General features: G+C 64.5%; 11 protein-coding genes and 1 pseudogene. 7 read left to right on the top strand and 5 right to left on the bottom strand.

The window, feature by feature from the left end; all coding sequences use genetic code 11:
- Positions 1–297, top strand: a pseudogene (locus tag GSQ90_RS32190) (transposase); the annotation flags it as partial.
- Positions 298–333: 36 nt separating this feature from the next.
- Here the strand turns inward: GSQ90_RS32190 and GSQ90_RS27675 are convergent.
- A complete protein-coding gene (locus GSQ90_RS27675) occupies positions 334–1,671 on the bottom strand; it encodes a hydrolase (protein WP_158818161.1) in 1,338 nt (445 codons plus the stop codon).
- A 275-nt stretch (positions 1,672–1,946) separates the two neighbouring features.
- Between GSQ90_RS27675 and GSQ90_RS27670 the strand changes: the two genes are divergently transcribed.
- Entirely contained in the window at positions 1,947–2,288 is a 342-nt protein-coding gene (locus GSQ90_RS27670; protein ID WP_158818160.1) for a hypothetical protein, read from the top strand.
- 118 nt (positions 2,289–2,406) lie between these two features.
- On the opposite strand, the gene ndk is transcribed toward GSQ90_RS27670, so the two are convergent.
- From ndk to GSQ90_RS27655, 3 genes are all read right to left on the bottom strand, one after another.
- Complete coding sequence (gene ndk, locus GSQ90_RS27665) at positions 2,407–2,829, bottom strand: nucleoside-diphosphate kinase (RefSeq protein ID WP_158818159.1); 423 nt, start codon at positions 2,827–2,829, stop codon at positions 2,407–2,409.
- Between the two features lie 273 nt (positions 2,830–3,102).
- Positions 3,103–3,441, bottom strand: coding sequence for a hypothetical protein (locus tag GSQ90_RS27660; RefSeq protein WP_158818158.1), 339 nt, complete (start codon positions 3,439–3,441; stop codon positions 3,103–3,105).
- An 86-nt stretch (positions 3,442–3,527) separates the two neighbouring features.
- Positions 3,528–4,835 (bottom strand): replication-associated recombination protein A, encoded by a 1,308-nt coding sequence (locus GSQ90_RS27655; protein WP_158818157.1) that lies wholly within the window; start codon positions 4,833–4,835, stop codon positions 3,528–3,530.
- 307 nt (positions 4,836–5,142) lie between these two features.
- Between GSQ90_RS27655 and GSQ90_RS27650 the strand changes: the two genes are divergently transcribed.
- From GSQ90_RS27650 to GSQ90_RS27635, 4 genes are all read left to right on the top strand, one after another.
- Positions 5,143–6,348, top strand: a complete 1,206-nt coding sequence (locus GSQ90_RS27650; RefSeq protein WP_158818156.1) for a serine hydrolase — start codon at positions 5,143–5,145, stop codon at positions 6,346–6,348.
- 164 nt (positions 6,349–6,512) lie between these two features.
- Positions 6,513–7,169, top strand: coding sequence for a ParA family protein (locus GSQ90_RS27645; protein WP_158818155.1), 657 nt, complete (start codon positions 6,513–6,515; stop codon positions 7,167–7,169).
- 50 nt (positions 7,170–7,219) lie between these two features.
- Positions 7,220–8,365 carry an acyl-CoA dehydrogenase family protein gene (locus GSQ90_RS27640; RefSeq protein WP_158818154.1) on the top strand — a complete coding sequence of 382 codons (1,146 nt, stop codon included), beginning with the start codon at positions 7,220–7,222 and terminating at the stop codon, positions 8,363–8,365.
- A gap of 460 nt (positions 8,366–8,825) precedes the next feature.
- On the top strand, positions 8,826–9,533 hold the full coding sequence (locus GSQ90_RS27635; RefSeq protein ID WP_158818153.1) for a L,D-transpeptidase: 708 nt from the start codon (positions 8,826–8,828) through the stop codon (positions 9,531–9,533).
- A 571-nt stretch (positions 9,534–10,104) separates the two neighbouring features.
- Here the strand turns inward: GSQ90_RS27635 and GSQ90_RS27630 are convergent.
- Positions 10,105–10,995 (bottom strand): LysR family transcriptional regulator, encoded by an 891-nt coding sequence (locus GSQ90_RS27630; protein WP_158818152.1) that lies wholly within the window; start codon positions 10,993–10,995, stop codon positions 10,105–10,107.
- A gap of 127 nt (positions 10,996–11,122) precedes the next feature.
- On the opposite strand from GSQ90_RS27630, the gene GSQ90_RS27625 reads away from it, so the two are divergent.
- Positions 11,123–11,869, top strand: coding sequence for an SDR family NAD(P)-dependent oxidoreductase (locus GSQ90_RS27625; RefSeq protein WP_158818218.1), 747 nt, complete (start codon positions 11,123–11,125; stop codon positions 11,867–11,869).
- Positions 11,870–11,930: the final 61 nt, after the last annotated feature.

Raw genomic sequence — 11,930 nt, 5'->3', positions numbered from 1 at the left:
ATCATTCAGCTCACCGACGCTCGCCACGCCAGCGCGCGTCCCGCCGCCGACGTCTTGGACGCCAGCCTGATCGAGGCCGCCGACACCATCGGCAGGACGCTCGAAGGCAAGACTGAGCGGCAGAAAAATCCCCATTCCCGCGGTTCGCTGAGCTGGTTGGCCTGGATTACCGCAAGGCTCGGAGGTTGGAATTGCTATTACAAACCCCCCGGACCCAAGACCATGGCTGAGGGATGGCGACGATTGGCCGACTTGATCGCAGGATATGCAATCGCTCAACGCAAATCACTCGTGTGAATCCCGTAGCCCTCCGGGAGAGGGGAGGCGGGCGGTTTATGCCGTTAGCTCGATAATCGTCACATGGCCGTCCTTGGCGGGCCAGGCGCGTGCGACGATGCGCTCTTCGTTGAATTCGCCGACGATCGGGCGGTCCTCCACGGCCGCGAGCTTCAATTGCGTATGCCAGGTCGCGGGCACGCCGGGCGGGATATCGGTCGGCTCCTTGCCGTCCAGCAGCACGATGTCGCGCGGCAGGCCGAAATAACCGCGCGGCCGGTCCATCCGCACGATCGCCGTCGCGTCGGAATCCTCCTTCGCCACAGCCGCCGAGGGCCGCAGATTGAGCTGTGCGAAGGAGCGGGGGAACACCGAGCGATAGATATGGGTGATCGGCGCGCCCGGCGCCGTAACGACGAATTCCAGCGGCGAAATGGAATCGAACTTCGCCGGCCCCCATACGCCGTCCGCGCCCGTCTTCTTCGCATGCGCCGGGGTGCCCTGCCGTTCGCCTGTCTCGGCGGAGATCCGATAGACCTCGACCAGCGCGCCTTCGACAGGACGGTTGGTCGGCGTTCCCTCAACGACGCCCGTGACGAGACCGTTCACGACGACCTCGGCCTCAGGCGCGATCGCGATCCGCGCCGGCGCGCGCCCGACGATGAATTTGTAGATTTCGGCGAAGGCGCGCGGGCTGCACGCCGTTCCGCGATGATCCACCTGCCCAAGCACAAGATTGGTGGCGCCCTTCAGCGCCGGCCCTTCGGCGGTCACATTGATCGGCGCGCCCGGATGGCCGATGAAACGGCCGTCGGGCTGCGCGTAGAGATCATAACCGTCGCTGCGCAAAGTGAGGAACGGCACGCCCGGCGTCACCTCGCTGTCGCCGGCATTGAGCTTCATCAGGAACGGCCCGCGGCCGTTATATTCGCTCCCCAAGAGCGCATCGATCGCGAACACGCCATGATTGGGCGTGCCGCCGAGCACGGCATGGCTGACGCTTGCCGGATTGGCCGCGATAGCGCCGCGCGCCGCATAGCCGCCGCGCGACAATGCGACGATCGCCACCTTCGCCGCGCCTGTCTGCGCTTTCACGCCGTTGATGAAGGCTGTCAGCTCGCGCAATTGGTCTTGCGTCGAGGAGCGGTTCGCTTGCGCGATCGTGTCGTCGTCGCGCGCCTGCGGATCGGTGAAATTGATCGCGAACAGCCGGTCGCGTGGATAGCCATTGCTCTCGAAGCGCCAGAAGGTCGTCTGCCAGATCGCGGCGGCGTCGCTGTCGCCATGCACGAAGACGATCGGCGCGGCCGGCTGATCCTGTGCGAAGGCCGCGCGAGGAAGCCCGGCGAGGGCGAGCGCGGCGGTTCCCTGCATCATGCGGCGGCGGCTCAGCATAGGCGTTCTCCCTGAGATTTGGCTTGGCCTTTTGGCCCGCCGGAAGTGTAGGCCGATCGCGAGGCGGCGCAAGACGACGCGCGGCTTTCACCCATTCGTGAAAGGCGCCGCCGTTGAAATCGTCCCGTAAATCCCAACATCGACTGTGTGGCGGAAGTTGACTGCCCGGAGGAGCGATCAATGGCCAAAACAGCGGTTTGTCGCAGCGCCTGAGCCTCGCTCGGTGGTTCCTCATCGAGATCCCGGGCGCTCGGACGCGCTACGGAGTGATGACGATGACAAGCTTTCTTACACATGGATTGAGACGAAGCCGGACGATGATCGTGAGCGCCGCCGCGCTATGCGCGCTCGCCGCGCCGGCGATGGCCGCGCAATGCGCGCCGCGCGAGCAAGTCGCCAAGACCCTCGCGAGCAATTTCAACGAAAAGCCGGTCGGAATGGGACTTGCCGATTCGGGCGCGCTGGTCGTGATCTTCACGTCGCCGGCCGGAACCTGGACCGCCGCTTCTGTTTCAGCGGAAGGCACGGCCTGCGTGCTTGGCGTCGGCGACGGCTGGACCGACCTGACGCCGCCGGTCGGCGCCATGGCGCAGACGGAATCGACGCCGACGCGGTAAGCAAGCGTGCCGCAAAGCCGGCCGCGGCGTCAGGGGACCTCTCACGCCGATAGGCCCTCATCCGACCTTTGCTTACGCAAAGGCCACCTTCTCCCGCGAAGCGGGAGAAGGGTCGCTCTCAGCCGACGATTTCGTTCGCGGAGAAGAATTGCGCGATTTCGAGCGCGGCCGTTTCGGGCGCGTCCGAGCCATGCGCGGAATTCTCGCCCATCGACAGCGCGAATTCCTTGCGGATCGTGCCTGGAGCCGCCTTCTCCGGATTGGTCGCGCCCATCACTTCGCGGTAGCGGGCGATCGCATTGTCGCCTTCAAGCACCTGCACGACGACAGGGGCGGCCGTCATCATCTCGACGAGCTCGCCAAAGAACGGCCGCTCCTTATGCACGCCATAGAAAGCCTCGGCCTGCGCGCGGGTCATATGCAGGCGCTTCTGCGCGACGATGCGCAATCCCGCCTTCTCGATCGCGGCATTGACGGCGCCGGTCAGGTTGCGCCGCGTGACATCGGGCTTGAGGATCGAAAACGTGCGCTCTTTGGCCATGGCGGTTCGTGCTCTGTCGCTTGAGGGAAAAGAGCCGGGCTTATAGCGGCGGGGGGCGAGAGGGGCAAGGCTGCCGGGCATTATGAACAAGGGCCCCGGCCTTGGCGTCCCCGGCGGGTTGGCGCTGCCGTCAGCGCCAAATATTCATTGATTGCTCGCGCGCCCTGCTCCGCCAAGCAAACAATGAACGAAACTGCAGGCGTAAGGGATCTCGCGCATCGTGAGGGCGGACGCACTCTCGCCTTTTCATAGCGCCGCCGCCGGGCGCACGCCTCAATGCGCGTCGATCGCCGGAAGATTGAGATGCTGCTCGACCCGCCGCACCCGCGCCTCCAGTTCGCTGATCAGCACGCCGTGGCCGATGACCGCCGAATGATATTCGACAAGGGCGCGCCTTAGTCCAACGATTTGGTCCCGGGTCGCTTTTTGATCGGCTTCGGCCTTGGCCTGCATCGACACAAGGTCCGCAGCCACATCGGCGCGAAGGGAATGCACCTCGGCCCTCACGTCGCCGATATCGGCTTTCACCTCCGCGAGTTCGCCGTTAGTCGCCATGTCGGCGCGAATGCCGCGCAGCAATTCAAGAACGAGGTTTTCGGGTTCGTTGGCCATGATAAGTTCTTATAGCCCCCCCACGGGTTCTAGAAAAGGCGACATCCAAGCGAGCTCGCGATCGGACCCAGCATTGTCGCGCGGCCCTACCCCCCGCCCCGCTCCCGCCGCAACTTCTCCCAGTACTCCAGCCGCTTCCGGATCTCCCTCTCGAACCCACGCTCGACCGGCTCGTAGAGCTTCTGTCGCCCCAAGGCCTCGGGCCAATAGTTCTGGCCGCTGAAGGCGTCGGGCTGGTCGTGGTCATAGGCATAGCCGGCGCCGTAATTTTCGGCGCGCATCAGCTTGGTCGGCGCGTTGAGAATGACCTTGGGCGGCATCAGTGAGCCATGCTCCTTGGCGAGCCGGCTCGCCTCCTTGAACGCAACGTACATCGCGTTGGACTTCGGCGCCGTCGCGACATAGACGATGGCCTGCGCGATGGCGAGTTCGCCTTCCGGCGTCCCGAGGAAATCGAACGCGTCCTTGGCGGCGTTGGCGACGACGAGCGCTTGCGGATCGGCGAGGCCGATGTCCTCGCTCGCCATGCGCACGACGCGCCGCGCGATGAACAGCGGGTCTTCGCCCGCGTCGAACATGCGCGCGAGATAATAGAGCGCGGCGTCGGGGTCGGAGCCGCGCACGGCTTTATGCAGGGCCGAGATCAGATTGTAATGGCCCTCCTGCGCCTTGTCGTAGATCGGCGCGCGGCGCTGCACGATTTCGGCGAGTTGCGCGGTGTCGAAATTCTCGTCCGGCCGCGCCGCGCGCCAGACTTCCTCGGCGAGCGTCAAGGACGCGCGCCCGTCGCCGTCGGCCATGCGCACAAGCGCGGCGCGCGCCGGCGCGTCGAGCGGCAGCGCGCGCGCCATCAGGACTTCGGCGCGCGCCAGCAGCTTTTCGATCGCCGCCTCATCGAGCGCTCGAAACACCAGCACGCGCGCGCGCGACAGAAGCGCGGCGTTGAGTTCGAACGACGGATTCTCCGTCGTCGCGCCGATCAGCGTGACCGTGCCGTCCTCCATGACGGGCAGGAACGAATCCTGCTGGGCGCGATTGAAGCGATGGATTTCATCGACGAACAGCAAAGTGCCCTGCCCCATCGCGCGGCGTTCGCGCGCCGCCTCGAAGATTTTCTTGAGTTCCGCGACGCCGGAGAAGATCGCTGAGACCTGCACGAAGGCGAGCTTGGTGCCCTGCGCGCTCAGCCGCGCCACCGTCGTCTTGCCAGTGCCGGGCGGCCCCCAGAAAATCATCGAGCCCAGGGTCGGCGCATGGGTCATGCGCGTCAGCGCGCCGTCGGGGCCGAGCAGATGATCCTGCCCCGCAACCTCTTCGAGGTTTTGCGGGCGCAGCCGGTCGGCGAGCGGGCGCGGCGCGTCTTTGGCGAGGGAGACTTGGAAGAGGTCGGCCATGCCAAGACATTGTCGCGCAAGGCGGCGCAAGTCCAGCGCGCGGAAGCCCTTCTCCGCCTTGGGCGGAAGGTGGCCCGACAAAGTCGGGTCGCGGACGAATGCTTCGCATTCGTCTTGAGATGAGGGCGCGGAAGCTGGGTGCGGCGTTAAAAGGATCTCCCACGCCGAGAGGCCCTCATCCGGCGCTGCGCGCCCCCTTCTCCCGATTCTCGGGAGAAGGGGGATCACGCCGCGCGCTTGCTCGAACCATCCGCTTGCGACAATCTCGGCCGACAGTTTACACCCTCACCTTCTCCGAGATCGCCCCATGACCGATGCGCCCATCAGCCTCTCCCTCGCTCTGCCGACGGCCAAGCCGGAGGATGTCGGCTTGTCCCCCGCCGGCCTCGCCCGGCTTGAGGCGATCATGCAGCGCGAGGTCGACGCCGCGCGTTTGCCGGGCGTGACGATGCTGATCGCGCGCAACGGCAAGGTCGGCTATCGCGGCAATGTCGGCGCGTTGCGGCCGGACGGGCCGGCGATGCGCGGCGACGGCATTTTCCGCATCTATTCGATGACCAAGCCGATCGTCTCCGTCGCGCTGATGATGCTGGTCGAGGAAGGGCGGCTGTTCATTTCCGATCCGCTCGCCAAATTCATCCCGGAATTCGCCGATATGCGGGTCGGCGTCGAGAGGGGCGGCAAGCTCGAACTCATCGCCGCCGAGCGCGCAATCACCGTTCAGGACCTGCTGCGCCACACGTCGGGGCTCACCTACGCCTTCACGGGAAACTCGGCCGTGCAACGCCTTTATGGCGAGGCGCCTTTGCGCAGCCCGGGAATCGACAGCGCCGGCTTTGTCGCGGCGCTGGCCAAGCTGCCGCTGATCAACCAGCCCGGCGCTTCCTGGGATTACAGCCATTCGACGGATGTGGTCGGGCGGGTGGTCGAAATCGTCTCGGGCCAGACTTTGGGCGCCTTCCTGCAGGAGCGCATCCTCGGACCGCTCGGCATGAAGGACACCGCCTTTTTCGCGCCGCCGGAGAAACACGAGCGTCTGGCCGAAGGGTTCCCGATCGATCCCGACACCGGCGCGCCGGTGAAGCTGATCGAGGCGCGCGTCGCGCCAAAATTCGAATCGGGCGGCGGCGGCCTTGTCTCGACGATCGAGGATTATGCGCGCTTCCTGCAGATGCTGTATCTCGGCGGCGCCCTCGACGGCGCGCGCATTCTCGGGCGCAAGACCATCGCCTATATGGCCGCCGATCATCTGGGGCCCGCCGTGAGAAACGGAACCCCGTCGCTGTTGCCGCCCGGCCATGGTTTTGGCCTGGGATTTGCGGTGCGCAGGGAGGCCGGCATGGCTCCGACGCCGGGAACGCCGGGCGAATTCTTCTGGGGCGGCCTGGCGGGCACCGCGTTCTGGATCGCGCCCCAGGAAGAACTCATCGCGATCATGTTGATCCAGGCGCTCGGCCAGCGCGACTATTACCGTCAGCTCTTCCGCAATCTCGTCCACGCCGCATTGGCGTAGTCACGCCCCTGTCATGGGCGAAATAAAGACGCTCCTTCCAGCGCTTATTCCCGATTGTTACGTTTCGTTAACCATAATTGGGCGAAGGTCCTAGCGATTCGTTAACCAACAGCGCCGGCCATGATTCGCGGCCTTCGCGCGAATCTCAATAAGGGGCAGGATCGATGCGCACTATTGCTTTTGTTACGCAAAAAGGCGGTTCCGGTAAAAGTACATTGGCTTCCTCGCTGGCGGTCGCCGCCCATGAGGCGGGCGAGCGCGTGTTCGTCATCGACATGGACCCGCAGCATTCGCTGCTGAGCTGGGCCAAAACGCGCGGCCTCGACGACGTGCCGGTCAGCAGCGTGACGCCCGGAAGATTGCCGGCGACCCTGGCGGCGCTGGAGAAGAACGGGTTCACGCTGGCCATTATCGACACCGCAGGCGCCGAAGGCGGTTCGGCCGAGGCGGCGATGAAAGCGGCCGATCTCAACATCATTCCCTCGCGCCCCAATATTTTCGACCTTTGGGCAAGCGAGCAGACGCGCAAGACCCTCAAATCGCTGCGCGCCGAATTCGTCTTCGTGCTGAACCAGTGCCCGCCTGCGCAGCAGACCGCGCGTGTCGAGGAAGGCGCGGCGGCGCTCGAGGCGATGGGCGGCCTGATCACGCCGCTGGTTCTCGCCCGGGTCGATTATCAGGAAGCGGCGCGCCACGGCTGGGGCGTCACCGAAATCAATCCGCACGGCGCCGCGGCGGTCGAGATCAAGGCTTTGTGGTCCTCGGTCAAGCGCCGCCTGGCGCGCGGCAAGGCCAAGGCGCCAGTGCGCAGGGCCGCCTGACGCTTCCAATGCTATGATGGCGGCCCGAGCGAACAGCGACGAGGACCGCCATGACTTATCAATCCGCCTGGATGAGCCCGGAGCTGAGCGCTTTTCGCGACCAGTTCCGCCGCTTTCTCAAGGCCGATCTCGCGCCCCAGGCGGAAGGCTGGCGGCGCGCTAAAATGGTCGATCGCGACGCCTGGCGCGCTTTGGGCGGCATGGGTGCGCTGCTGCCGAGCGTGCCGGAGACCTACGGCGGCGGCGACGGGACTTTCGCCTTCGAGGCGGCCGTCATCGAGGACATTGCGACGATCGTGCCGGAGATGGCGACGGGCGTCAGCGTCCATAGCGCCATCGTCGCCCATTACATTCTCAATTATGGCTCGCATGAGCAGAAGCTGCGCTGGCTGCCGAAAATGGCGAGCGGCGAGTTCGTCGGCGCAGTCGCCATGACGGAGCCCGGCGCCGGCTCCGACCTGCAGGCCGTGCGCACCAGCGCCAAGAAGGTCGGCAATTCCTATGTCCTCAACGGCCAGAAGACCTTCATCACCAATGGAATCGCCGCCGATCTGGTGATCGTCGTCGCGCGCACCGGCGAGCCCGGCGCCAAGGGGCTTTCGCTGCTAGTGGTGGAGACGGAGGAATGCGAGGGCTTCCGGCGCGGCCGTAGCCTCGACAAGATCGGGCTGCACGCCTCCGATACGGCTGAGCTTTTCTTCGAGGACGCCATCGTGCCGCCGGAGAATCTGCTCGGCGGCGAAGAGGGCCAGGGTTTCGTCCAGCTCATGCAGCAATTGCCGCAGGAGCGGCTCGCCCTGGCGCTCGCTTCCGTCGCGGCGATGGAAAGCGCGATCGCGGTCACCGTGGATTACGCCAAGCAGCGCAAGGCGTTCGGCAAGCCGATCATCGAATTTCAGAACAGCGCGTTCAAGCTCGCCGAGCGCAAGACGGAAGCGACGATCGCCCGCGTGTTCGTCGATCATTGCGTCATGCAATTGATCGCGGGGGAGCTCGACACGGTCACCGCGTCGATGGCCAAATATTGGTGTTCGGACAAACAGGCCGAGACCGCCGACGAATGCCTGCAATTGCACGGCGGCTACGGCTATATGGAGGAATATCCGATCGCGCGCATGTTCGTCGACGCGCGCATCCAGAAGATCTACGGCGGCGCCAACGAGATCATGAAGGTGATTATCGCGCGGTCGTTGTGACGGGGCGGCGCGAATGGGCGCGCGGCGCTTGCTCCAGGGGGGCCGCCTTCCACCCACAACGGTCATTCGCCGCCCATGGCCGAACGAGGCCAGTTGGCTAAGCGGCCCCTGGCTAGCTCGGCCGTTCATGATCGCTTTGCGCCTCTCTCGGACGCCCCGAGCGGTGGGCCACATTCCCAAAAGCATACCGTCCGCTCTCGGCCACAGAAAGCCGGGCGGATGAGCCGAGGCGCCGCTGACCGCCGCCGTGATCCGCATGGTCTTGTCGAAGCTCAGCGCGAAGTGATACAGCGAGGCCGCGCGGACGTTGCCGACTTTGGCGCTTGGCGACCCCGCGCAGGGAAGGCCCTAGCTTGCCGATCGGGCCGTGTGGGGGCAATCTCAGCGCAGCAAGACGTACAGCGTGTGTACGCCTGTTTATTTTCTGGACGGGCAACGGGACATGGGAAACTCCAAAATCATGATCATAGACGGTGGGATTGCCGATGCCGGCGCGATGGACGAGACAGCTCTGCCTGGGCTTCGCTCGGGGCTTCTCAACCGCCGGTCGTTTCTGTTCGGCGCCGCCGTCGGTCTCGGCGCGCTGGAGCTGGCCGGTTGCGCGTCCGACGGCATGAGCCGCGCCGAGGCGGAGAAGCTCTACGGGCTGGTGCCCGACGAGAAATTCCCGATCCCGGCGGTCGACGTCAGCAAGATCGATCCGAAATATTATCGCCGGACAGTGCGCTACGACAGCGATGAAGCGCCCGGCACCATTATCGTCGATCCCAAAAATTACTATGTTTACCGCATCGAAGGCGACGGAAACGCCACCCGCTATGGCGCCAATGTCGGCCGCGCCGGGTTCCTGTGGAGCGGTGACGCTTATGTCGGGCGCAAGGCCGAATGGCCCATCTGGACGCCGCCCAAGGAGATGATCGCGCGCCAGCCAGAGGCGGGCAAATATGCAGGCGGCATGCCGGGAGGCCTCGACAATCCGCTCGGCGCCCGCACGCTCTATCTCTATCAGAAGGGCGTTTACACGGAATACACGATCTACAGCACCAGCGACCCCGAGACGATCGGGACCAACATTACGAGCGGCTGCACCGGCCTCCTCAGTCAGGACATGCTCGACCTCTATTCACGAACGCCGGTCAAAACGAAAGTGGTCGTCCTGCCTGCATAGGCGTCAGCGTCCGGTCCTGCCGGCGCCGGCGGGGCAAAGAGCAGGGCCGTTCGTTAGAGTCATAGCGATTGTGGGTGGGAGCGGCCGCTTGTCGCGTGTCGGCGCCGCACCGCTTCAAACGTCCGCTGCCTATTTGTTTCCCCCTAGAGCCCTTGAAAACGCGCGCGATTTGCGAAAAATCGGCATCCACTTTTTCGCCGCGCGCTCTAAAAGCGGACCGACTGGAATCGGCCAGCAGCAGTCATTCGGCCGCGTACCGGAAGGACCGATCTTTGGCGCATCCCGGTCGTCGACTCAGCGGCTCCCAATGACCCGCTTCCACCCAAACCGGCCGCATGACTTGGCGCCAACCGTCGACCTCTCGCCTATCCCCCGATTACCCTCTGGATCACTTCGCCGCCGCGCTGGATCGTCAGCCTCCGGTAATTGGGGCGCGCGGCCGAGGCTTTTTCGAGATCGTGGAAACGCTGGCGCTGATTGCGGAGAATTGCGTTAGGGCCAGATGAGACCGACAAAGTTCGACGCCTGGACTCGCGAGCTGAGATCTCATCGGGCCTCTCTCGCCGCGAGCTCAGTTCTTTGCGTAGAGCGCCGCTGACAGATAATCGCTGAATGCGCGCGCCTTCCGCGACGGTTGCCTTCCCGACGAAAAAACGACGTAGGCGTCAATCGGCTCAAGCGTGTAATCGGCGAGAATCCGCACGAGCCGGCCATCCTCCAGTTCCTCTGCGCACATCCAAGTCGATGCGACCGCAATTCCAAGACCGGCGACAGCGCAGGCGATGACTCCCGAGCCGGAGCCGGTGCGAACCCGCACGTCGATCGCAACATCGTCGCGCCTTTCGCCATGTCGGAACGACCAGACCTCGCGCGCGGCGTCGACGGGGCCGCCGAGGCAGTCGTGACCGCCGAGGTCGTCGAGATCGGCGGGAACGCCTCGGCGCCTCAAATATGCGGGAGAGGCGACGACGATCCTGTCTGTGGTGGCCAGCTTGCGCGTCAGAAAGGCTGAGTCCGGCTGATTGCCCAGACGGAGCGCGAGATCGGCGCCTTCGGCGACGAGATCGTCGTAGCGGTCGGATATCATGAGCTCGATCTTGAGCTCCGGCTGCAGTGCGAGGAAGCCTGGGAGGCGTGGAATGATCTGGCGCACGCCATAGGCCACCGGCAAGCTAATGCGTAAAACCCCCGACAACCGTTCTGCGCCGCGTGCTTCATTCTCCGCCTCGTCGATCGCCGCCAAGGCTTCGCGGGCGCTCAGCGCCAGGGCCTGACCGGCGTCGGTCGTGGCGATACGGCGCGTCGTGCGCTGAAGCAGCGTGACGCCGAGCCGGGCTTCCAGCGACGCTACAGCTCTCGAGACCGAGGGCTGGGAAAGTCCAAATTCGCGCGCGGCCTTCGAAAAACTGCCTGTCTCCACGGTGCGCACGAAAAGCGAAAGCTGATTAAGACGATCATTCATACGATAACAGTATATATGTTATCAAAAGATAGGCAATACCGCAGTCATCTTGCATCAATTATCTCTGGGGTCGACAGCGCGTCCGAAGGAGGCGCTCCATCATCCAAAGGAGATTTTCATGAAAGACATGAAAGAATTGAGCGGAAAGGTCGCCGTCGTCACCGGCGCCTCCAAAGGAATCGGCGCACAGATCGCCAAGCAATTGGCGGGGGGCGGCGCCTCTGTCGTCGTCAATTACGCCTCCAGCAAAAGCGGCGCCGACGAGGTCGTCGCGGCGATCCTGCAAGACGGCGGCAAAGCGATTACGGTCCAGGCCGACGTCACCAAGAGCGTGGATGTGAAGCGTCTGTTTGAGGCGACGAAGGACGCCTTTGGCCGGCTGGACATTCTCGTCAACAATGCCGGCGTCTTCAACTTCACCGCTTTGGAGCAAGTGACGGAACAGGATTTCCGTCGGCAATTTGACGCCAACGTCCTCGGCACGATCCTCACCATCCGCGAGGCGCTTTCCTATTTCGGCGAGGGGGGCGGAAGCGTCATCAATCTAAGCTCGATCTCCAGCATCAATCCCGTTCCCAACTCGGTGGTCTATTCCGCCTCAAAGAGCGCGGTCGACGCCATTACGAAGGCGCTCGCAACCGAACTTGCCGGACGCAAAATCCGCGTCAATGCGATAGCGCCCGGCATGACCGCAACCGAGGGCCTGGCCGGTTTGGGCGTTGACGATGCCGCCGCAAAAACCATCGGCGCCGGCCTTCCGCTGGGGAGGATCGGCAAGCCTTACGACATCGCTGAGGTCGCGGCCTTCCTTGCCTCCGATCGTTCGGCCTGGGTGACCGGAGAACGGATCACGGTGTCCGGAGGTCAGCGCTGAACTATTCAAGGGGCCGCTGAATTCGGTCATCCGAACGGAGTTTGCGCGCCTCGAGAAGTGC

The organism is Methylocapsa sp. S129, from assembly GCF_009765995.1.
GTDB lineage: Bacteria > Pseudomonadota > Alphaproteobacteria > Rhizobiales > Beijerinckiaceae > Roseiarcus.
The sequence above is the reverse complement of the archived record's forward strand: the minus strand, read 5'-3'. Positions and strand labels throughout refer to the sequence as shown.